This is a genomic window from Aquitalea sp. S1-19 (genome assembly GCF_024343515.1).
In genome coordinates, this window is record NZ_RJTZ01000034.1 from 1 (window position 1) to 20,614 (window position 20,614).

Consider the following 20,614-nt stretch of genomic DNA (forward strand, 5'->3'; position numbering starts at 1 on the left):
TCCGGCAGGGCACTACCGTGTGCAGGCGGGCGACACGCTATACCGCATTGCGCGCAATAGCGGGCGCAGCGTCAGCGAACTGCGCAGCTGGAACCGGCTGCCCGGCAATGCCATCAATGTGGGGCAGGTGCTGCGCATCATCCCGCCGCCACGCTATGCAGCCAGCAACCAGAATAGCAGCCCACGCCCAAGCAAGCCTGCGGCAACACCCGTGCGTCCGGCGGCCAAGCCTAAGCCGGCCCCCGCCAGCGCTAGCATCGCGCTGAGCTGGCCGGCCAAGGGCAAGCTGATTCAAGGTTACAGCAGCCGCAACAAGGGCATCGATATTGCAGGCAAGCCCGGAGACGACATTCTTGCTGCCGGCGCCGGCAAGGTGGTCTATGCCGGGCAAGGCATACGCGCTTACGGCAACTTGCTCATTATCAAGCACAACGAAGCCTTCCTCAGCGCCTATGCCCATAACCAGTCGCTCAGGGTCAAAGAAGGCGATACCGTCAGGCGTGGCCAACCCATCGCCAGCATGGGCAGCAGCGGCACCGACCGCACCAAGTTGCACTTCGAACTGCGCTACCGCGGCCAGGCGGTCGATCCCATGCCTTATCTGAACTAAGCGCTACTTGCAGCCCAAGAGCCGGTTGACGACGCCGGCACCGGCCGCACGGCCAGTCGCAAGGCAAGCCGTCAGCAAATAGCCGCCAGTCGGCGCCTCCCAGTCCAGCATCTCGCCGGCACAAAATACGCCCGGCAAGCGCTGCAGCATCAAGCCGCTATCCAGAGCCGCAAAGCACACGCCACCGGCACTGCTGATCGCCTCGTCCAGCGGGCGCGGCGCGCTGACCGTCACCGGCAAGGCCTTGATGGCCGCAGAAAGCCTAGCCACATCGTTAAAGCTGTCCTTGTCCAGGCATTCGCGCAGCAAGCCCATGCGCGCACCCTTGAGATTCAGCCGGCTTTGCAGATGGCTGGACAGCGAGCGCGAGCCGCGCGGATGGGCGACTTCTTGCATAACCTTGTCGGCACTACGATCCGGTGCCAGATCCAGATAAAAGGTCGCCTGACCATCGCGCTTGATCAGCTCACGCAAGCGTGCAGACAAGGCATAGATCAGATTGCCTTCGACACCATAGCGCGACAGCACCAGACCGCCGCGCCGGGTCTCGCTGACACCGTTTACATCGCTTAAGGTGACGGTGATGGATTTAAGCGCCTCACCGGCAAACTTGTCGGCAAAAAATGGCGACCAGCCCGCCTCGAAGCCACAGTTGGAAGGCTCAAGCTCCGCCACCGCCACACCCTTCTCCTGCAGTAGCGGCAACCAGGCACCATCCGAGCCCAGCTTGCGCCAGCTCCCGCCGCCCAGCGCCAGCACGACGGCATCCGCCGCTACCGTCACCTCGCCTTGGGGCGCACTAAAACGCAAAGCGCCCCCATCGCTCCAGCCCTGCCAACGGTGGCGCGGGTGAAAGTTCACCCCCATGGCGCGCAAGCGGCTAAGCCAGGCGCGCAGCAGCGGCGCGGCCTTCATTTCGCGCGGGAAAACCTTGCCCGAACTGCCGACAAAAGTCTCAACCCCCAGGCCGTGCACCCAGGCACGCAAGGCTTCGGCATTGAAAGCATCCAGATAAGGCCGCAGCAGATCGGCCCGTTGACCGTAGCGCGCAACAAAGTCCGGCCACGGCTCGGCATGGGTAATATTCATTCCGCCCACGCCGGCCAGCAAAAACTTGCGCCCGACCGAGGGCATGGCATCGTAGACATCGACCGCGATACCGGCCCTAGCAATCTGCTCTGCCGCCATCAGGCCGGCCGGCCCCCCGCCGACAATGGCAACTCGTAGATCGGACGCTAAGCGGGGCATGGCAGGACTTTCAAATAAAGCACGGCCTGAAATTCAGGCCGTGGAGGGTAAAGCAGGGATTTTAAACCAGTTCAGCGTTCAAACAGCGTGCCCAAGACGGAAAACATTCTGACAAAGCCATCTTCCGGCTCGGGCAGTTCGCCATTGGGCGTCAGCCGGTCAAACAGTTCGGGCAAGGCTTCAGCCATGACTTTGGCCGCATTGAGCGAGGTCGTTTCCATCATATCGGCAAATTGCCCGACCGCTTTCTCGCCCAGCGCCATATACACATCGGCCGGGGTCAATGCCATATTTTCGCCACTGCCAAGCCAGGACTCCAGCACGGCATCCAGGCCGATATCGCGAAAACGCTGCCCCAGGCCGGCCAGGCCGCCATGCTCGTCCACCAGAACGGCCAGCGCCCGCATCACGGCATCGTGCCGCCCCTCACCCGACATCAATTCGCCCAAACGGTCAAAGCACTTCATATGGCCTCCTGTGCTATGACTGCCCGAACAAACCCTTGAGCAAGGATGAGCCTTGGGACAGCAAGTCGGTATTCCCTGCCGGCACTTCGCCGTCAGGCGTCAGCTTGTCGACCAGTTGCGGCAGGGCGGTAGCCAGCGATTGTGCCACTTGCGACGTATCCAGCCCCATCTTGCCGGCCAGCGCCGCGATTTGCTCATTGCCCAGTACCTGTTCGATCTGCGATGCCGCAATGGCCTGATTGTCGCCGGTAGAGATCCATGACGACACGACATCACCGAGGCCACCTTGCTGGAATTTTTCAACCAGCCCGCCTAACCCTCCATTTTGCTCCAGCAGCGAGCCCATCGCCCCCATCAGGCCGCCCTGCCCCTCGGCCCCCTCCGCACCGCTACCCAGCGCGCCGGTTAATTGATCTAGCAGTCCCATGATGATCTTTCGCGAGTGAAGGAACTACCAGTCTAGTTTTTTGCCCGCAAAAAACCAAAAAGCCCGCCTAAACAGGCGGGCTTAGCTTAGACAGCCAGGGATATCAGCAGCCCTTGTCGCACTTGGCGTCAGGGTTCTGAATCAGCAGGCGTACCAGCGTACCACGTGGTTCGCGTACAGCGTCAGTACCGGTCGACAGCACCTTGCCATCCGCTGGTGCCTTGTATTCTTTCACGCTGTCGCCAAACACGTTCAGCTGACGGGCAACGACCTGATCTTTCTTCACCATATCGCCCAGCTTGACCAGAATTTCGGCGTAGCCGCCCTGCTCTGCGCGGATAGTCGTCATGTCGTTACCAACAAAAGCCTTGGCAGTCTTGGCGGTACGGCCGATCTTGCCGTCGATCATCTTCAGGTCGACCATCACGTTGCGGGTGCCTTCGACACCGCGATCTATCATGTCCGTGTCGAATTTGCGCGGAGAACCCAGTTCCAGCGTCACCGCCGGGATCTTGGCGCTGACGAATTCGGTCTCGGTCGAGCCTTTCTCGCCCGGATCCTTCTTGATCTGGTCGGCCGGGAACAGCTCGGCGATGCGCTCGATGCGCGGATCGCGGTAGTCGGCGTAGATGAAGAACGGGAAATCGGTACCGGTCGACTGGGTGTGGAAGTCGAGCACATAGTCGACATTACCCTGCCACAGCTTGTTCCACATCAGCCACGCATGCTGCTCGGGCGCAGTGCCCTTTTCCTTGCCCGGAAAGAGACGATTAAAGTTGGCCGACGCGCCGCCGTCATTGTAGGTTGCCCACTCGCGGGTCACGCGATTGATTGCATTCGGGTTGGAGCCGGTCACCGCAACGACAGTGCCGGAGAGCTTGGCGGCGTCGAGGCCAGCCATCACCTTCTGCACGGCGCGGATGCCATTGACTTCGTCACCGTGGTTGCCGCTGTTGAGAACCAACTTCGGGCCGGCTTTGGCACCCTTGGCAACGACGACCGGAACGTAGAAATGCTGGCCGATACCATCGCTCGTGCCCTGGAACATAAAGCGGTGCGTTTTGCCCGGCGCAAGGTCGGCCACATCAAGTTGCGAAATAACAGGAACGCCCTGCACTTTGTCACCGGTGTAAACGGTGGCAGCCTGAGCGGCCATCGCGGTCAGTGCCAGACTTACGGCAAGAGTCAGTTTACGCATGCTTGATCTCCGATGATGTAAAACCAGATAAGGGAAATATTGCGCTCAGTACCAGTGCCCGGCCTGATGACGGGCAATAAACGGTACTCAATCTGGCTCTCACTATACTCAAATCATCTTAAAATAATTTGCTCATCGTCAACCAAATAACTATTAATGCGAAGTTTTTATCACAATGAAAATTTAAAATTCGCGATTCCCTTGCCCTGAATGCCGCGTCGCCAACTAAAAGCCAAGGCGGTAATAAGGTTCTGTGAGCGCCACATGCCGGCTTGCCATGATGTCCTGCCCTGTTTCAAAGATACAAATAGTCAGCCCGAAACAGCCGGGATATCAACGCCGGTATGAAGCCTCCAGCCTTGCCTCCACCCGCTTTTGCACCCGCTCGAAACTGGCACTCAAGACCCAGTAAATGCCTGCCGCCGCCAGATACAAAGGCAGGGGCTGGAAGGTTTGTGCGATGACTTCCTTGGTCGCCAACATCAGCTCGGTCACCGTGATCACCGAAACCAGCGAGGTATCCTTGATCAGCGAAATCAGGCTGTTGGACAGGCTGGGAACAGCCAGACGCAAAGCTTGCGGCGCGATGATGTAACGCATGCTCTGCCACCAGCCAAAGCCCAGCGACTGTGCCGCCTGCCACTGGCCCTGGCTCACGCCGACAATGGCGCCACGCATGCTCTCGGACAGATAAGCAGACACATTCAGCGTCAGCGCCAGTATGCCAGCACTCACCGGATCGAACTCGATGCCGATACCGGGCAGGCCGTAATAGATAACGAAAATCTGCACCAGCAAAGGGGTGCCACGCATGGCGCTGACGTACACCGCCGCGATCTGGCTAAGTACCGGCAAGCGCGCCACGCGTACCAAGGCCACGCTAAAACCCAGCATCAAGCCCAGCACCATGCTGACCAAGGCAAACATCAGCGTATATAACGCACCCTTGAGCATGACCGGCAAAGCCAGCTCGAACAGTTCCAACCACTCCATTGCACATCCTCCCGCATTACGCGGCACACATAAAACAGCACGCCCCGCGTGGGCGGGGCGTGCACTACACCAATAAATAAATCAAATCATAGCGCCAGATCAGCGCGCTTGTGGCGCTTTGGATACATCGGTGCCAAACCACTTGGTCGAGATCTTGCGCAGCGTGCCGTCAGCCTGCATCGCAGACAAGGTCTTGTCCAGCGCGGCCTTGAACTGCGGATTATTACGCGCAAACGGAATACCCATCTGCGTCAGCCCGCCAACCGGCGCACCAGCCTTAACTGGCAGACGCGACTCCTTGATGGCAAACGGAATCAGCAGGCTGTCGTTCAGCGCGGCATCGACGCGGCCAGTGGCCAGATCCTGCAGGTATTCAGGCGCACCCGGGTAGGTCTTGACCTCAACCCCGGCCATGCCCTTAGCCAGATCGGCGTAATTACTACCCTGACCTACACCGATTTTCTTGCCCTTAAGATCTTCGGCTGTGGCCAGCTTGCGGGTTTCGTTCTTGCGCACGATCAACTGGGCACTGGAAACGGTATACGGCTGACTGAAATCAAAGACCTTCTTGCGTGCATCGGTAATCGACACCTGGTTCATCACCACATCGAACTTGCCCGAAGACAAGCCGGCCAATAGCCCGCTCCACTCGCCGGTAACAAACTGCGGCTTCACCTTCAGGCGCTTGGCAATTTCATTGCCCAACTCGACCTCGTAACCGGTCAGTTGCTGCTGCTTGTCTTTGAAGTTGAACGGCGGATAAGTGCCTTCCAGCGCAATAATCAGCGTACCGCGCTGCTTGACGGTATCCAGCAGGTCTGCAGCAAAGGCATGGGAACCCAGCAGCAGCATGGCAATAAGGGGCAGGCTTTTCTTCATATCGTAATAACCTTGAGTTATATATATTGAATGCAATATTCAATTGCAGACTATAACAAGACTCGCCCCTTTACTCCAGCCCCAAACGACAAATAAGTAAACACCACTTAGCCAGCGAAACTACGCAGCAAGAGCCAGATCAGGAGGGCAAATACTACGGCAGCGCCCCACAGCACCCGGCGACGCAGAATGCTCACGCGCGTAATCAGCTGCGCATTCTGTTCGGCTAGTTGTTTGACCAGCTCGCTTGAGGCCTGCAACTGCTGCTGCACCTCGGCCAGCCCCTGCTCCAGCGCCACCATGCGTGCATCCATCCGAGCCAATAGCGGGTCATCGGCGGCTGCCGCATCGCTTTGCGGCACGATAACCTCGACCGGCTCTGGTGCCTTGGCCCGGGTTTTTTTCCACAACTTGCGCGCGCCTTCGGCAATCACCGGCGCATTGCTGACGACCTCCGACCACGGCACGCTTTTCAACACTGCCAACCAACTGATGGCCATGAACCTCTCCCTGAAATGACAACAGCCCGGCAAGGATAAGCTGCCGGGCTGTTGATCGTGCGGATAAGACTTAGACGTTGAACAGGAAGTTCAGCACATCACCATCCTGCACCACATAGTCCTTGCCTTCGGCACGCATCTTGCCCGCTTCCTTGGCCTTGGCTTCGCCGCCGTAGGCGATAAAGTCGTCGTAGGAAATGGTCTGCGCACGGATAAAGCCGCGCTCGAAATCGGTGTGGATCACACCGGCGGCCTGTGGCGCGGTGTCGCCGACATGGATAGTCCAGGCACGCACTTCCTTCACCCCGGCGGTGAAGTAGGTCTGCAAGCCCAGGAGCTTGTAAGCACCGCGGATCAGGCGATCCAGACCCGGCTCTTCCAGACCCATATCGGCGAGGAACTCGGCCTTGTCCGCGTCATCCAGATCGGCGATTTCGGACTCGATGGCCGCACATACCGCAACCACCGGTGCGCCCTCGGCCTCGGCCAGCGCCTTGAGCTTGTCCAGATGCGGGTTATTTTCGAAGCCGTCTTCGGCCACGTTGGCCACATACATCGCAGGCTTAATGGTCAGCAAGCACAGCGGCTTGAGCATGGCACGCTCTTCGTCGTCCAGCTTGAAGCCGCGTACCGGCTTGCCTTCGTTCAGGTGCGGCAGCAGTTTTTCCAGCAACGCTACCAGCTTTTGCGCGTCTTTGTCACCGGAACGGCCCTTCTTGCTTTCGCGTACGATGGCTTTTTCCACTGCCGACATATCGGCCAGTGCCAGCTCGATACCGATGGTTTCCAGGTCGGCAATCGGGTCGACCTTGCCGGCAACGTGGATCACATTGTCGTCGTCAAAGCAGCGCACCACATTCACGATGGCATCGGTTTCACGGATATTGGCCAGGAACTGGTTGCCCAGGCCTTCACCCTTGGATGCGCCCGCCACCAGACCGGCGATATCGACGAACTCGACAATGGCAGGCTGGATTTTTTGCGGGTTGATGATCTTGGATAGTGCAGCCAGACGCGGGTCCGGTACTTCCACGATGCCGACGTTAGGCTCGATGGTGCAGAACGGATAGTTAGCCGCTTCGATACCAGCCTTGGTCAGGGCGTTAAACAGGGTGGACTTGCCGACGTTGGGCAGGCCGACGATGCCGCATTGCAAACTCATGGGGATTTCCTCGTATAGGATGGCGCCCAGCCCAGCCGGCTGGCGTCGAATGTTTAGGATTGTATCACCGCAATAGCGGTGCTTTGTCTTGGCGCGCACAGGGCGACTGCCACACCATGCGGGCATTGGCAAACTGCTCGCCCCGCTTTAGCACCAGACGTCGCTCTATCACGACAAAACCTTGGTGGGCAAATAAAGCCTCGGCACGCAGGCTGACGTCGGCGTACACACGCGCTAAATCACGCCTCTGCGCCTCCTGCAGCAAGAAGGCCAGCAAGCGGCGCCCGACTCCGCATCCTGCAGCGGATGCAGCCACGAAAAAATGGTCAATCAGACCGTCGTTCTGCAAGTCGGCATAAGCCACAATGCGGCCATCCCGCCTGACGACATATGGCGACAGATGCGCCATGCTGTCGCACCAGTGCAAGTATTGCTGCGCATCCAGCGCCGGTGCCCAGGCCATGCACTGGGCTGGCGTGTAATCGCGGCAGGCCAGACCATGCACCGATGACTCGAATACCGCACGCAGTTCTGCCGCATTCTCCTGAGCAAAAGGGCGGATAGAAAGCCCGCTCACTTGGCTACGGTATGCAGGACCTTCATCGCGCCGGGCATGTCGCCGGCAATGACCTGCGGCAGAACTGCCAGCGCACGGCCAATCGCATCATCAATCTCTTGCTGCTCTTCGGCGCGTGGTTTTTTCAGTACGAAGTTGACCACCTCGGCACGATCGCCCGGGTGGCCGATGCCGATGCGCAAGCGCCAAAAGTTAGGCGTACCCAGCTTGGCGATAATATCCTTCAGACCGTTATGACCGCCATGACCACCGCCCTGCTTGAGTTTGGCGACGCCAGGCTCAAGATCAAGCTCATCATGCACGACCAGCACTTCTTCCGGCGCAATCTTGTAAAAACGCGCCAAAGCGCCGACCGACTGGCCGGACAGATTCATAAAGGTCATGGGCTTGAGCAGCCACAGATCTTCGCCGTCCAGCTTGACCCGGCCTGCCTCGCCAAAGAACTTGCCCTCGGGGCCAAGCTGCGGTGCCTTGAGCTTCCACGCCAGTTCATCCACCAGCCAGAAGCCAGCATTATGGCGGGTTTTTTCATATTCGGCCCCGGGGTTGCCCAGGCCGACAATCAGGCGAATTGTGGACATCGCACATTCCAATCAGACAGGGCCAAACTCGCTGCCCAATAAAAAAGCCCGCTGTACCCGTAAGGGACACAGCGAGCCTGATGCTTTTGCGCCGAATTACTCGACGATCACACCGGAAGCCGAAGCAACGGTAGCGTTATCGCCACGTGCCAGAGCAACAATTTCAACGCCTTCTGGCAGTTTCAGATCGGACAGATGAACGATCTGGCCGGCAACCATAGCCGACAGGTCAACCGAGATCGACGAAGGCAGGTTAGCTGGCAGGGTGCGCACGTCTACTTCGGTGGTCACGTGGGAGATACGGCCGCTATGCAGCTTGACAGCTGGGCATACATCGGCGCCAACGAAGTGCAGAGGCACTTTAACGTGTACTTTTTCGTTCGGGTTCACGCGCTGGAAGTCAGCGTGCATCACCATTGGCTTAACCGGGTGCATCACGAAGTCGCGCAGCAGAACCTGTTCTTTGGCGCCATCGATCACCAGATCGATTACGCTGGCGTGGAAAGCTTCTTCTTTCAACGCGTAGAACATTGGGTTGTGATCCATAGTGATGGATACAGCATCCTTGTTGTCGCCGTAAACAATCGCAGGCAGTTTGCTAGCGTGACGCAGGCGGCGGCTCGCACCCGTACCCAGCTCTTCGCGCTTAGCAGCAATCAGTTCGTAAGACATGGTATTTCCTTATATTTCACGTTAAAAGCAGCATGCCACCGCGACCAGTGGCCATGCCGTTACGGCAGGCAAGCGCCTGTCGAAACCAGATCCTCATTGAAGAGGTAGGACACCGACTCTTCGTTGTTGATGCGACGCAGTGTTTCCGCAATCAGGCCGGCGATGGATACCACGCGAATGCGCGGGCTCTGTCTCGCGGCAGCCGACAACGGGATGGTGTCTGTCACCACAACCTGGTCGATGTCCGAATTGGTAATGCGTTCTACGGCCTGGCCGGAGAAAATGGCATGAGTCGCATACGCCAGCACACGCTCGGCACCGCGCTCTTTCAGCGCGGATGCTGCCTTGCACAGGGTGTTGGCGGTATCGATCATATCGTCGACGATCAGGCAGGTACGGCCCGATACATCACCGATGATATTCATCACCTCGGCCACATTGGCCTTGGGACGACGCTTGTCGATAATGGCAAGGTCGGTATTCAATGCTTTGGCAACAGCACGCGCACGCACCACGCCGCCGACATCGGGGCTGACCACGATCAGGTCTTCGATGCGCTGGGCACGAATGTCTTTCAGCAACACAGGTGTCGCGTAGACATTGTCCACCGGCATATCGAAGAAGCCCTGGATCTGGTCGGCGTGCAGATCAACGGTCAGCACGCGGTCGATGCCGGAGCTGGTCAGCATATTGGCGACCAGTTTGGCAGTAATCGGCACCCGGGCGGAACGCGGACGGCGATCCTGACGGGCATAGCCGAAGTAAGGGATGGCTGCAGTAATACGACCGGCCGAAGCGCGTTTGAGCGCGTCGGCCATGGTGAGGATTTCCATCAGATTGTCGTTGGTCGGCGCACAGGTCGACTGCAGAATAAAAACGTCGCGACCGCGTACGTTCTCCAGTAGCTCCACCGCGACCTCACCATCGCTGAACTTGCCAACATCGGCACGTCCCATCGAGATATCAAGGTGTTTAACCACGTTTTGCGCGAGGTCCGGATTTGCTGTTCCGGTAAAAACCATCAAACTATCGTAAGCCGCCATCACCAATCGCCTGTCACTGAGCTGAATAAAGAAAAAGCGAGTAAGAATGACTTACTCGCTTTTTTGCTTTTGATTTCTGGCTGGGGAGGTAGGGATCGAACCTACGAATGCCGGAATCAAAATCCGGTGCCTTACCACTTGGCGACTCCCCAGTAAAACTGATATCAGACCTTGTCGTACAACGGATGCTGACTCAAACCTCTGGTCACAAACCCGTTGAATCTAGCCGACACTGCCGTATAAATTCTGTTTGCCTGGCTTTCTGACTGACATTCCAGAAACACACAACTTCCGGATCCAGTCATCAGCGGTGAACCGTATTTGCTTAGCTCGCTCACAGCCTCGCTCACCGCCGGGTACATCTCACAAACAACTTGCTGCAGCGCGTTTCGTTGTTGCTGCGTTGTTTTGAGGATTCGCATTATGCCCACCTCGTCTTGCCCTGTCAACACCTTTTGTGAAAAAGTTTTAAAAACTTCGGCTGTAGGCACATTAACTCCGGGGTGAAGCACCACATACCAGGCCGGCAAAGCCTTGATTTCACTGAGTTCTTCACCTATTCCGGTCGCCCGCGCATTACGTCCAAAAATAAAAACAGGCACATCGGCCCCTAGCTGCAAACCCAATACCATCAATTGTTCGCGCGTCAGGTCTGTCTGCCATAAACGGTTTAATGCGAGCAAAACCGTGGCAGCATCCGAGCTGCCGCCGCCCAAGCCACCGCCCATGGGAATGCGTTTGCTGACGCGGATATTTACCCCCAGCGTCGAGCCGCTATATTGCTGCAGCAAGCGTGCTGCGCGTACCGTCAGGTCCGATTCGGCCGGCACACCCGGCAAAGGATTGACCAGCACAATCTCGCCATCGTCACGCACGGCCAGCTCTATGGTGTCGGCCAGATCGATAAAGCGAAATACGGTGTCCAGCAAATGGTAGCCATCGGCGCGCTTGCCCACGATATGCAAGGAGAGGTTGAGTTTGGCTGGCGCGGCAAAGGCGAGGTAATTCTCGTTCATGGCAAGATGGCAGGTAAATGGATAGAAGGCGTGCGCCATTCGCTGGCAACGACGCGCAGCGAGATATCGTCACGCACCAGGTCGATGCGCTGCGGATAGGCCGCACCCGGTTCATCGGAAACAAAACGTATGGTCCAGCCTTGCTGCACGAGTGCACCATCGGCCAAAAATTCATGCGGCACGCCGGGCGCGGCGCGGCCGCGCACCCACCAAGCGAGGTTAGCCAGCGGCAAGGGCCAGCCCAGCACCTGTTCGGTCAGCGCCTCGACATCGGCCGCATGCCAGCTTTTGCCGTCAGCCAGCAGCAACACACCCGCTGCGTCGCGCGTCACCCGTGCAACCGTGGTGCCCAGCGGCGTATTGACCGACAACTCGTCACGCGCCGGCGCATGCGTCCAGTCAAAGCGTGCCAGCTGCCCCTTGCCGCCGGCTTTGACCGATAAACGACCGGACAGATTAAACGGCGCATCAACCGGTACGGCTTCCAGCGGTGCATGAAACGGCAATTCGCGGCTGGCACAGCCCCCCAGCAGCAAGGCCAGCGTCAGACAGAGCGCACGGGGCAAACTCATGGAGCCAGTCTCTTGATGGTTTCCAGCAATACTTCGTGCTGCGGAAAGGCTGCCTGCGCCTTGCGCCATATGGCAAGCGCCTCATCCTTGCGCCCGGCCTGCCATAACGCCTCGCCTAAGTGGGCGGCGACTTCCGGGTCAGGCAAGCCCTGATAGGCTTTTTGCAGATAGCGCACGGCGTCAGCATAGCGGCCCAGCTTGAAATTCACCCAGCCCAGGCTGTCCAGAATCATCGCACTGTCCGGGTCGGCCTTATGCGCACGGCTAATCAATGCCAGCGCCTCGCGATAGCGTGTGGTGCGGTTGGCCAGCAAATAGCCCAGCGCGTTCAAGCCTTGTGCATCATCCGGCTTTTCCTGCAGATAAGCCTTGAGATCACGCTCGGCAGCGGCAAACTTGCCCTGCATCTCCAGCACCAGCGCCCGCTCGTATAAAAGCTCGGGCGCCCGAGGCTCGCTGGCCAGTGCCCGGTCCAGATTCAGCTCGGCCAGATCCAGCCGCTGTTGCTGGCGGGCAATCTGCGACTGGAACAGGGCGACCTGGATTTTTTCCTGCTCGCTCGTACCCATGCTGTTCATACGTGCCAGCACCTGTGCGACATTGTCGCCCTTGGCGTCCAGCACAGCCAGGCGCACCTGGGCTGGCAAATAATGTTCGCCCTGCCCGACCGCCGTATACCAGCGCCGCGCCTCGTCCTCACGACCCAGTTCCTGATTGACCTGCCCCAACGTCAGGCGCAAATAATCCGTCTCCGGATGGCCAGCCTTGAGCGCCTGCTCCAGATAAGGCACTGCCGCTTCCAGCTCGCGCAACTGGAATGACAGCAAGCCCAGCGCATACAAGACATCGGGCTGGTTCGGATAGCGTTTCAGCAATTCGGCAAAATTGTCGCGCGCCTCGGCAAAGCGCTTGGCGCTGACCAAGAGCCGCGGATAAGCCAGGCGGATTTCCAGCGCGGCCTCCGGCCGCCGCGCAAGCTCGTTTTTGAGCAAGGCAAGCGCGGCTTCAGGCTGGTCGCGACGCAAACGGTCAACCAGCCAGGCGACCGGCAAGTCCCATTTCGGCGCCAGACGCGCCAGTGCATCCATTTCCTGCGCCATCGCCGCCTGGTCACCCGCCTCGGCGGCCACCGCCAGCAAGGCAAAACGCGCCTCGGGCAACTCGGGATAGCCCGCAGCCAGGTCGCGGGTTAACTGGTAGGCCGCGGCCTTGTCCGGCTGGCGTGCAGTCAGCCTGGCCAACTGGACAAATACGGCAGGTGCCCGCTCGGGACGGGTGGCCAGCAAGCCTTCGATCAGCGGGCGACTTTGTGCCAGCTTGCCGCTACGCAGCAATGCAATAAACAACTGCTCGCGCGCATTCTCGGAGGCTGGGTCAAGCTCCACCCAGAGCGTCAAGGCCTGCGAAGCCGTCTCCAACTGGCCGGACAACATGGCAAACTCGGCCGCGCGCTGCGCCAGACGCGGATCGCGTGCCTCGCGCGCCAGCTCGAGATAGGTCTGGGCCGAGGCGCCGGCGCCCCCACGCTGGGCGGCAATCTCGCTGATAATCACGCCGTAGAAAAGCTGCGGCGACAAAGACAGATGCGGCAAGGCCGCCTCTGCGCGCGCACTCTCGCTGGACGCCACTGCAACAGGAGCAGGCTCGATGCGGGCCAGGCGCGAAGACGCGCAGCCGGACAGGGCCAGCAAGGTAAACAAAGGCAGCAATGCAGAATGAGGTTTCATGCTCGATCAATTTCCCGGGTGAGCGCGTAGAATAGCATGGCCTTATCCGGATATTCACCATGCCTGAACTACCAGAAGTCGAAACCACGCGCCGCGGCATCCAGAACCAGCTGACGGGCACGCACATCAGCACCCTTGTGGTGCGCAATCCATCCTTGCGCTGGCCTATCGATCCCGGCCTTGGCGCCATCCTCTGCGGCCAGCGCATTCTGGAGGTGGGTCGACGCGCCAAGTATCTATTGATCGAATGCGAACAAGGCACGCTCATCATCCACTTGGGCATGTCGGGCAGCCTGCGCTTTGTTACGCCGGCAACTGCGGTCGAAAAGCACGACCACGTCGATCTGATACTGGATAACGGCCAGATTTTACGCTACCGCGATCCGCGCCGCTTCGGTGCCGTGCTGTGGCAATACGGCCCCGCCACGCTGCACCCGCTACTAGCCAAACTCGGGCCGGAGCCGCTGGCGAATGATTTTGACGGCGCCACACTGCTTCGGGCGACACGCAAGCGCAGCAGCGCCATCAAGCTGGTCATCATGGATAATCACGTCGTGGTGGGCGTTGGCAATATCTACGCCAACGAGGCGCTGTTTCATGCCGGCATCGCCCCGACCCGGCCCGCCGCCAGCCTGACAGAGGCCGAATGCGCGACACTGGCCGCTGAAATCAAGGCAGTGCTCACCCGCGCCATCGCCGCCGGCGGCAGCACCTTGCGCGATTTTGTCGACGCCATAGGCAAACCCGGCTACTTCCAGCAGAGTTATTTTGTCTATGGTCGCAGCGAACAGCCCTGCCTGCGCTGCGGCAGTCCGATACGGCAGATTCGCCAGGGCCAGCGCAGCAGCTTCTTTTGCCCGCATTGCCAGCCGTGCTAGAGTGCTTGCCTGTCATTGCTCCAGAAAGCCCGCTTATTTTGACCCCGACACACCCCAAAGCCTCTCTTCTGACCCGGCTCGCGCGCCTTGTGCGCATGGGCAGCCATATCGCCCACGGCTTTTTTATTCTGGCCGTACGCTACCCTCATCTGGCCAATGCCGAACGCGCAGTGATTACCCGCGCCTGGGCACGCAAGATGCTGTCCATCTTCGGCGTGGAAGTGCGCATTAGCGGCGATAACCCGGGTTTTTACCCGCCCAATACGCTTCTGGTGGCCAACCATGTCTCATGGCTGGACATTATTGCGCTCAGCAGCGGAACGGTGTCGCGCTTTGTGGCAAAAAAGGAAATCCGCGACTGGCCCATCGTCGGCACCATGGCCAAGAATGGCGGCACACTGTTTATCGACCGCAGCAACCGGCGCGACGCCAGCCGCATCAATGGCCAGCTGGCCGATGCGCTAAGCCAGGGCGGCTGCATGTCGGTGTTTCCCGAAGGGACCACCAGCGACGGTTTCGGCCTGCTGCCGTTCAAGGCATCCTTGTTCGAGTCCGCGCTACTGGCCAAGAGCCGGGTGCAGCCGGTGGCGATCCGCTATCTGGATGCCCACGGCCAGCAAACCGACACGCTGTCCTATGTCGGCGACCATAGCTTCGGCCTGATCCTGAAGCGCCTGCTGAGCATGAAAAAACTGGTGGTCGAGCTGCATTACGGCCAATCGCTACAGGCTGGAGAAGGCGAGCTGGCCAGCCGTTTTGCCATTTCCAATGCCGCACGGCGCGAAATTCTGTCCGGGCTTAATCTATCTGACGATACACCGGACACGGCTCGGCAAACACTTGCCTGTCCTCAAGCCGTAACGCAGTAAGGCTGCCGCCCCACAGGCAGCCGCTATCCAGCCCCAGAATATCTTCGGTCAGGTGCAGGCCCAGCGCCGACCAGTGGCCGAAGATCAGCGGCGTGCCGGCGCTTTGCCGCGCCTTGGCCGCAAACCAGGGCTGCAAGCCGGCCGGCGCATCCGGCAACTCCCCCTTATAGGCAAAATCGATCTCGCCATCGCGGTTGAGAAAGCGCATGCGCGTCATTGCATTGACGATCATGCGCAAACGGTCCATGCCCTTGAGTTCATCACGCCAGCGCACCGGCTTGTTGCCATACATCTTGCCCAGAAAAGCGTGAAAATCCTTGCCGGTGAGCGCGCTCTCCACCTCGGCGGCCAGACCCAGCGCCCGCGAGACCGTCCACTCGGGCATCAGTCCGGCGTGCACCATGGCATAGCCCCGCCCTTCGACCATCAGCGGCTGGCAACGCAGCCAGTCCAGCAGCAGCTTGCCGTCACTGGCCTTGAGAATATCGAGCAAGGTATCGCCCCGCCCCGGCTTGCCGAAACCTTCGGACAGCGCCAGCAGATGCAGATCATGGTTGCCCAGCACGATCTGTACACAGTCGCGGTGCTGGAACACCCAGCGCAGTACCGCCAGCGAATCGGGGCCACGGTTGACCAGATCACCGGTCAGCCACAGCGTATCGCGCCCGGGATTAAACTCGATACGCTGCAGCAACTGCATGAAAGGGGCGAAACAGCCCTGGATATCGCCGATAGCGTAGGTAGACATGCCCATCCTTATGGTTGATTGCGCGCCGCCATGATAGCGCAAGGCATCGTGCTAAAATGCAGCGCTTGCGTGCACAGCGCCCCGCCCGCCCCTCTTGCCGAATAGCCGAATCACCATGTCCGCACAACTGAACACCCCGCAACGCGAAGCAATCCACTATCTTGACGGCCCCCTGCTGGTACTGGCCGGTGCAGGCTCGGGCAAGACGCGCGTGATTACCTTCAAGATCGCCCACCTGATCCGCCACGGCGGCATGAACGCACGCAATATCGCCGCCATCACCTTTACCAACAAGGCGGCGCGCGAAATGATGGAGCGGGTCAGCAAACTGATGACGGCCGACGAAGTGCGCGGCCTGACGGTTTCGACCTTCCACTCGCTGGGGATGCAAATCCTGCGCCAGGAAGCGCCACATCTGGGTTACAAGCCGCAGTTCTCCATTCTCGATTCGTACGATGCCGGCAAGATCATCTCCGACGTCCTGAAAAGCACGGCCAAGGATGAAGTGCGCAAGGTGCAAAGCCAGATCTCGTTGTGGAAAAACAACTTTATCACCCCGGACGAGATGATCACCGAGGCCGCCAACGACTGGGAAATGGTGTGCGCGCGTGTTTATCTGAGCTATCAGGCCACGCTCACCGCCTATCAGGCGATGGATTTTGATGACCTGATCCGCCTGCCGGTCGAACTGTTCCGCAACCATCCTGAGGTGCTGGCCAAATGGCAAGCCAAGCTGCGCTATCTGCTGCTAGACGAATATCAGGACACCAATACCTGCCAGTACCAGATGGTGAAACTCTTAACCGGCGCGCGCGGCATGTTTACCGCAGTGGGCGATGACGACCAGAGCATCTATGCCTGGCGCGGCGCCAATATGGAAAACCTGCGCCTGCTGCAAACCGACTTTCCCAAACTCAAAATCATCAAGCTGGAGCAGAACTACCGCTCCAGCGTACGCATCCTGCGCGCCGCCAACTCGGTCATCGCCAACAACCCCAAGCTGTTCGAAAAACAACTGTGGAGCGAACTGGGTCTGGGCGAACCCATCCATGTGGTGCAATGCAAGGATGAGGAAAGCGAGGCCGAAATCGTGGTGCAGCGCCTGTTGGCGCACAAGTTCGAACACCGTACCGAATTCAAGGACTACGCCATCCTCTATCGCGGCAACTATCAGGCCCGCATCTTCGAACAGGCGCTGCGCAACCAGAAAGTGCCCTACCAGATGTCGGGCGGGCAAAGCTTCTTCGACAAGCCCGAGATCAAGGACGTGCTGTCCTATATGCGTCTGATTACCAACCCGAATGACGACCCGGCCTTTATCCGCGCGCTGACCACACCCAAACGCGGCGTCGGCGCCGCCACACTGGAAAAGCTGGGCGCCTGGGCCGGGCAGCGCCATAACAGCCTGTTTGCCGCCGCGCAGGAAACCGGCTTCCAGCAGCAAGTGCAGGCTGCACAACTGGCTCCGCTGGAGCAGTTCTGCCACTTCATCAACACCCTGCAATACCGCGCCACACGTGAAGATGCCGGCCCCCTGGTCATGGAGATGCTGGGTGCCATCGGCTACGAAGTGTGGCTATTCGACAGCGAAGACAGCCCGCGCATCGCCGAAACCAAGTGGAAAAACGTGCTGGAGCTGGTGGCATGGCTGGCCAAGAAAGGCGAGGCCGACGGCAAGAACCTGATCGAACTGAGCCAGACTATCGCGCTGATCACCATGCTGGAAGGACGCGACGAAGGCGATGTGGACGCGGTCAAGATGTCGACCCTGCATGCCTCCAAAGGGCTGGAGTATCCGCATGTGTTTCTGGTCGGCTGCGAGGAAGGCATCCTGCCGCATAGCGAGTCGGTGGATAACGGCATGGTCGAGGAAGAACGGCGGCTGATGTATGTCGGCATCACCCGCGCCCAGCGCAGCCTCACCCTGAGCTACTGCGTCAAACGCAAGCGTGCCGGCGACTGGCAGTTTGTCGACCCATCGCGCTTTATCGACGAAATCAGCGGTGACGACATCCGCCACTTCGGCCGCCCCGGTGCCGAGCCCATCGTCAGCAAGAACGAAGGCAAATCGCGGCTGGCCGGGCTATCGGCCATGCTGGACTTGAAGAAAAAATAAAGGACTGAATAGCCAGCCATCCCGAATTTCGGGTTTCCCATAAAAAAACGCCGCGTTTGCGGCGTTTTGCTATATCAGCGCAGCATTACTTGGCGGCATTGACCATATACTGCACGGCGGCCTTGAACTCTGCATCAGGGCCGGCAAAGGTGCCCTTAGGCGGCATCGCGTTCAGACCCTTGATACCGGAGGCGACCAGCGCATCCTCGCCCTTGGCGATACGCGGCGCCCAGGCTGCCTTGTCGCCAAACTTAGGTGCGCCGGCAACGCCGGTGGCATGACAGGCGACACAAGCAGCATCGTAAACTTTCTTGCCCACGATTGCCGGATCAGCGACGGCTACTTCGCCTGCCGGAGCAGATGCACCCGCTGCAGCAGCTGCAGCCGGTTCGGCAAACTTGCCGCCGGACTTGTTCACCATATACACCACGGCACGCTTGACTTCGTCGTCGGTCAGATCGGCACCGCCACCACGCGCCGGCATGGCGTTAAAGCCACTAATCGCATGGGTAAACAGCATGGCTTCACCCTTGCCGATACGTGGCGCCCACGCCGCGTTATCGCCAAACTTGGGCGAACCGGCCAGACCTGCAGCATGACACGATGCGCACAGCGCGGTGTAGACACCCTCGCCGGTACGCGAGCCGGGCGGATCACCGGCTACCGATTCACCCACCGGCTTCAGGCGAGCGGCAACGGCCTCTTTGGTCATCACCTCGGCGTTGACGTCAAAACCACTGGTTGCCAGTTTGGCCAGCAGATAGATCACAACCACCACGAAGGCGATAATGCCCACGAGCACTTTGATAAGCTGTGCTGGAGCCATCTTGTTTTCGTTACTCATACGGTCCCGCCTGATGAAGATAAATGACAATTACAATCGACCGCGATTATACGCAATGTGCATCGACATGGGAAGAAACCCATGCTGGACTGTAGGCCTTTGATCAGCTATTATCGCGCCCTAATGCATCCGTAGCTCAGTTGGATAGAGTGTCAGTTTCCGAAGCTGAAGGTCACAGGTTCGATCCCTGTCGGGTGCACCAGAATGCCAAAAGCCTGCAAGTTAAACTTGCAGGCTTTTTTCATTGCACGCTCACCGGGTCAGCGTTTGGCCGCCAGTTCGACAATGCGCCGCGTCAGCGCGTACGACTTTTCAAACGACTGCATGGGCAGGAACTCGTAGATCGAATGGAAGTTGTGCGCGCCGGTGAAGTAGTTGGGCGTGCACACACCGCGCGGCGACAGGGCCGAGCCGTCGGTGCCACCGCGCATGGCGATCACCTTGGGCGCAATGCCCAGTTCGGCCATGCCGTCAAAGATCAGGTCAATGGCGCGGCGGTCGTCGCCCAGCGACTGGACGATATTGGCGTACACGTCATCCACCCGGTAGTCGATCCTTGCTTTCGAATGGCGGGCCTCCACCAGCGCCACCACTTCACCGATATAGCGTTTGCGCGCCTCGAACGATGCCAGGTCGAAGTCGCGGATCGCCATTTTCAGCGTCGCCTTGTTCGGGTTGGCCTGCATGTCGGTCACCCAGAAGTAGCCGTCGCGGCCATCGGTATGTTCGGGGGTATCGGTGCGGTCGAAATGCGCGATCAGGTCGTGTGCGACGCGGATCGGGTTGACCAGCACACCCTTGGCCGACATCGGGTGCGCGGTGATGCCGTGGATGCCGATCTCGACCGAGGCGGCGTTGAAGGTTTCGTACACCACCTCGCCCTGCTCGCAGCAATCGATGGTGTAGGCAAAATCGACAGGGAAGCGCGAGAGGTCGAGCAGCTTGGAGCCCTTGAGGCCGATTTCCTCGTCCGGCACAAAAGCCACCACGATATCGCCATGCGCCTCAGGCAGATTGGCCAATAGCGTCATCACCACACTAATGGCCGCCTTGTCGTCGGCACCCAGCACGCTGGTGCCGTCGCTGACCAGAATCTCGTCGCCGGCGTAAGGGGTGATTTCGGGATGCTCGGCCACACGCAGCCAGATATCCTTATCGGCATTCAGGCAGATATCGCTGCCGTCAAACGCCACCAACTGCGGATGAATGTCGGGCGAGATGCCGACATCCACCGTGTCCAGGTGCGCGACAAAACCGATGCGCGGGGCGTCCGGCTGATTGCCCGGCTTGCGCGCGGTCAGAATGCCGTGTGCGTCGATATCAACGTCCTCGAGGCCCAGTGCCTCAAGTTCGCACGCCAGCAGGCGTGCCAGTTCCAGTTGGCCCGGGGTGCTGGGAACGGTGGTCGCGCAGGCATCACTCTGGCTTGAGATGGCGACATAGCGCAAAAAGCGCTCGCGTAGTGCTTGTTTCATCGGGAATCCTTG

Annotated in this window: 22 protein-coding genes and 2 tRNA genes; 5 read left to right on the plus strand and 19 right to left on the minus strand. The window is 59.4% G+C overall.

The features are described 5' to 3' along the window. Window positions 1–610: peptidoglycan DD-metalloendopeptidase family protein (locus tag EGI20_RS07105; RefSeq protein ID WP_498630822.1), on the plus strand; the 610-nt coding region annotated here is incomplete at its 5' end. A gap of 3 nt (window positions 611–613) precedes the next feature. On the opposite strand, the gene EGI20_RS07110 is transcribed toward EGI20_RS07105, so the two are convergent. From EGI20_RS07110 to EGI20_RS07185, 16 genes are all read right to left on the minus strand, one after another. After that, entirely contained in the window at window positions 614–1,858 is a 1,245-nt protein-coding gene (locus tag EGI20_RS07110; RefSeq protein ID WP_498630824.1) for a TIGR03862 family flavoprotein, read from the minus strand. 71 nt (window positions 1,859–1,929) lie between these two features. After that, on the minus strand, window positions 1,930–2,325 hold the full coding sequence (locus EGI20_RS07115; RefSeq protein WP_498630826.1) for a YidB family protein: 396 nt from the start codon (window positions 2,323–2,325) through the stop codon (window positions 1,930–1,932). A gap of 13 nt (window positions 2,326–2,338) precedes the next feature. Then, complete coding sequence (locus EGI20_RS07120) at window positions 2,339–2,752, minus strand: YidB family protein (RefSeq protein ID WP_498630827.1); 414 nt, start codon at window positions 2,750–2,752, stop codon at window positions 2,339–2,341. 103 nt (window positions 2,753–2,855) lie between these two features. Continuing rightward, window positions 2,856–3,950 carry a M14 family metallopeptidase gene (locus EGI20_RS07125; protein WP_498630829.1) on the minus strand — a complete coding sequence of 365 codons (1,095 nt, stop codon included), beginning with the start codon at window positions 3,948–3,950 and terminating at the stop codon, window positions 2,856–2,858. Window positions 3,951–4,283: 333 nt separating this feature from the next. Next, a complete protein-coding gene (locus EGI20_RS07130; protein ID WP_498630831.1) occupies window positions 4,284–4,943 on the minus strand; it encodes an amino acid ABC transporter permease in 660 nt (219 codons plus the stop codon). Between the two features lie 99 nt (window positions 4,944–5,042). Next, window positions 5,043–5,822 carry a transporter substrate-binding domain-containing protein gene (locus EGI20_RS07135; RefSeq protein ID WP_498630833.1) on the minus strand — a complete coding sequence of 260 codons (780 nt, stop codon included), beginning with the start codon at window positions 5,820–5,822 and terminating at the stop codon, window positions 5,043–5,045. Window positions 5,823–5,929: 107 nt separating this feature from the next. Beyond that, window positions 5,930–6,322, minus strand: a complete 393-nt coding sequence (locus EGI20_RS07140) for a hypothetical protein (protein WP_498630835.1) — start codon at window positions 6,320–6,322, stop codon at window positions 5,930–5,932. A gap of 70 nt (window positions 6,323–6,392) precedes the next feature. Beyond that, a complete protein-coding gene (ychF, locus tag EGI20_RS07145) occupies window positions 6,393–7,484 on the minus strand; it encodes a redox-regulated ATPase YchF (protein ID WP_249616394.1) in 1,092 nt (363 codons plus the stop codon). Between the two features lie 64 nt (window positions 7,485–7,548). Further along, complete coding sequence (locus EGI20_RS07150; protein WP_498630836.1) at window positions 7,549–8,061, minus strand: GNAT family N-acetyltransferase; 513 nt, start codon at window positions 8,059–8,061, stop codon at window positions 7,549–7,551. Further along, complete coding sequence (gene pth / locus EGI20_RS07155) at window positions 8,058–8,642, minus strand: aminoacyl-tRNA hydrolase (protein WP_498630837.1); 585 nt, start codon at window positions 8,640–8,642, stop codon at window positions 8,058–8,060. The genes EGI20_RS07150 and pth overlap by 4 nt, the downstream gene beginning before the upstream one ends. Before the next feature lie 96 nt (window positions 8,643–8,738). Continuing rightward, window positions 8,739–9,314, minus strand: a complete 576-nt coding sequence (locus EGI20_RS07160; protein WP_124735427.1) for a 50S ribosomal protein L25/general stress protein Ctc — start codon at window positions 9,312–9,314, stop codon at window positions 8,739–8,741. Window positions 9,315–9,373: 59 nt separating this feature from the next. Then, on the minus strand, window positions 9,374–10,357 hold the full coding sequence (locus EGI20_RS07165) for a ribose-phosphate pyrophosphokinase (RefSeq protein ID WP_124735426.1): 984 nt from the start codon (window positions 10,355–10,357) through the stop codon (window positions 9,374–9,376). A gap of 77 nt (window positions 10,358–10,434) precedes the next feature. Continuing rightward, window positions 10,435–10,509 (minus strand) — tRNA-Gln (locus EGI20_RS07170). Window positions 10,510–10,521: 12 nt separating this feature from the next. Then, entirely contained in the window at window positions 10,522–11,373 is an 852-nt protein-coding gene (ispE, locus tag EGI20_RS07175; RefSeq protein ID WP_498630840.1) for a 4-(cytidine 5'-diphospho)-2-C-methyl-D-erythritol kinase, read from the minus strand. Further along, on the minus strand, window positions 11,370–11,945 hold the full coding sequence (locus tag EGI20_RS07180; RefSeq protein ID WP_498630841.1) for an outer membrane lipoprotein LolB: 576 nt from the start codon (window positions 11,943–11,945) through the stop codon (window positions 11,370–11,372). Before EGI20_RS07180 ends, ispE begins: the two co-directional genes overlap by 4 nt. Next, entirely contained in the window at window positions 11,942–13,672 is a 1,731-nt protein-coding gene (locus tag EGI20_RS07185) for a tetratricopeptide repeat protein (RefSeq protein WP_498630843.1), read from the minus strand. The genes EGI20_RS07180 and EGI20_RS07185 overlap by 4 nt, the downstream gene beginning before the upstream one ends. A gap of 59 nt (window positions 13,673–13,731) precedes the next feature. Here EGI20_RS07185 and mutM point away from each other — a divergent pair, with 59 nt between their 5' ends. Beyond that, entirely contained in the window at window positions 13,732–14,550 is an 819-nt protein-coding gene (mutM, locus tag EGI20_RS07190) for a bifunctional DNA-formamidopyrimidine glycosylase/DNA-(apurinic or apyrimidinic site) lyase (protein ID WP_498630845.1), read from the plus strand. A gap of 38 nt (window positions 14,551–14,588) precedes the next feature. Next, entirely contained in the window at window positions 14,589–15,419 is an 831-nt protein-coding gene (locus EGI20_RS07195; protein WP_498630847.1) for a lysophospholipid acyltransferase family protein, read from the plus strand. Here EGI20_RS07195 and EGI20_RS07200 read toward each other — a convergent pair. Then, window positions 15,349–16,167, minus strand: a complete 819-nt coding sequence (locus EGI20_RS07200; protein WP_498630849.1) for a symmetrical bis(5'-nucleosyl)-tetraphosphatase — start codon at window positions 16,165–16,167, stop codon at window positions 15,349–15,351. The genes EGI20_RS07195 and EGI20_RS07200 overlap by 71 nt on opposite strands. A gap of 115 nt (window positions 16,168–16,282) precedes the next feature. Here EGI20_RS07200 and EGI20_RS07205 point away from each other — a divergent pair, with 115 nt between their 5' ends. Then, the gene (locus EGI20_RS07205) at window positions 16,283–18,283 is read left to right on the plus strand and encodes a UvrD-helicase domain-containing protein (RefSeq protein WP_498630851.1); all 2,001 of its coding nucleotides are present in this window, start codon (window positions 16,283–16,285) and stop codon (window positions 18,281–18,283) included. 85 nt (window positions 18,284–18,368) lie between these two features. Here EGI20_RS07205 and EGI20_RS07210 read toward each other — a convergent pair whose 3' ends face one another. Beyond that, window positions 18,369–19,127 carry a c-type cytochrome gene (locus tag EGI20_RS07210; protein ID WP_498630853.1) on the minus strand — a complete coding sequence of 253 codons (759 nt, stop codon included), beginning with the start codon at window positions 19,125–19,127 and terminating at the stop codon, window positions 18,369–18,371. Window positions 19,128–19,252: 125 nt separating this feature from the next. Between EGI20_RS07210 and EGI20_RS07215 the strand changes: the two genes are divergently transcribed. Then, window positions 19,253–19,329, plus strand: a tRNA-Arg gene (locus tag EGI20_RS07215). A 58-nt stretch (window positions 19,330–19,387) separates the two neighbouring features. Here EGI20_RS07215 and pepT read toward each other — a convergent pair. Then, window positions 19,388–20,602: a peptidase T gene (gene pepT / locus EGI20_RS07220; protein WP_498630855.1), complete on the minus strand. Its 1,215-nt coding sequence runs from the start codon at window positions 20,600–20,602 to the stop codon at window positions 19,388–19,390. Window positions 20,603–20,614 lie beyond the last annotated feature (12 nt).

Excerpts from the sequence above, each read along its gene's own strand:
- EGI20_RS07110 (WP_498630824.1), bottom strand. The coding sequence starts at position 1,858 with ATGCCCCGCTTAGCGTCCGATCTACGAGTTGCCATTGTCGGCGGGGGG.
- EGI20_RS07135 (WP_498630833.1), bottom strand. The coding sequence starts at position 5,822 with ATGAAGAAAAGCCTGCCCCTTATTGCCATGCTGCTGCTGGGTTCCCAT.
- EGI20_RS07120 (WP_498630827.1), bottom strand. The coding sequence starts at position 2,752 with ATGGGACTGCTAGATCAATTAACCGGCGCGCTGGGTAGCGGTGCGGAG.
- pepT (WP_498630855.1), bottom strand. The coding sequence starts at position 20,602 with ATGAAACAAGCACTACGCGAGCGCTTTTTGCGCTATGTCGCCATCTCA.
- mutM (WP_498630845.1), top strand. The coding sequence starts at position 13,732 with ATGCCTGAACTACCAGAAGTCGAAACCACGCGCCGCGGCATCCAGAAC.
- EGI20_RS07210 (WP_498630853.1), bottom strand. The coding sequence starts at position 19,127 with ATGAGTAACGAAAACAAGATGGCTCCAGCACAGCTTATCAAAGTGCTC.
- EGI20_RS07140 (WP_498630835.1), bottom strand. The coding sequence starts at position 6,322 with ATGGCCATCAGTTGGTTGGCAGTGTTGAAAAGCGTGCCGTGGTCGGAG.
- EGI20_RS07185 (WP_498630843.1), bottom strand. The coding sequence starts at position 13,672 with ATGAAACCTCATTCTGCATTGCTGCCTTTGTTTACCTTGCTGGCCCTG.
- EGI20_RS07130 (WP_498630831.1), bottom strand. The coding sequence starts at position 4,943 with ATGGAGTGGTTGGAACTGTTCGAGCTGGCTTTGCCGGTCATGCTCAAG.
- EGI20_RS07205 (WP_498630851.1), top strand. The coding sequence starts at position 16,283 with ATGTCCGCACAACTGAACACCCCGCAACGCGAAGCAATCCACTATCTT.
- EGI20_RS07200 (WP_498630849.1), bottom strand. The coding sequence starts at position 16,167 with ATGTCTACCTACGCTATCGGCGATATCCAGGGCTGTTTCGCCCCTTTC.
- EGI20_RS07125 (WP_498630829.1), bottom strand. The coding sequence starts at position 3,950 with ATGCGTAAACTGACTCTTGCCGTAAGTCTGGCACTGACCGCGATGGCC.
- EGI20_RS07160 (WP_124735427.1), bottom strand. The coding sequence starts at position 9,314 with ATGTCTTACGAACTGATTGCTGCTAAGCGCGAAGAGCTGGGTACGGGT.
- ychF (WP_249616394.1), bottom strand. The coding sequence starts at position 7,484 with ATGAGTTTGCAATGCGGCATCGTCGGCCTGCCCAACGTCGGCAAGTCC.
- pth (WP_498630837.1), bottom strand. The coding sequence starts at position 8,642 with ATGTCCACAATTCGCCTGATTGTCGGCCTGGGCAACCCCGGGGCCGAA.
- EGI20_RS07180 (WP_498630841.1), bottom strand. The coding sequence starts at position 11,945 with ATGAGTTTGCCCCGTGCGCTCTGTCTGACGCTGGCCTTGCTGCTGGGG.
- ispE (WP_498630840.1), bottom strand. The coding sequence starts at position 11,373 with ATGAACGAGAATTACCTCGCCTTTGCCGCGCCAGCCAAACTCAACCTC.
- EGI20_RS07165 (WP_124735426.1), bottom strand. The coding sequence starts at position 10,357 with ATGGCGGCTTACGATAGTTTGATGGTTTTTACCGGAACAGCAAATCCG.
- EGI20_RS07115 (WP_498630826.1), bottom strand. The coding sequence starts at position 2,325 with ATGAAGTGCTTTGACCGTTTGGGCGAATTGATGTCGGGTGAGGGGCGG.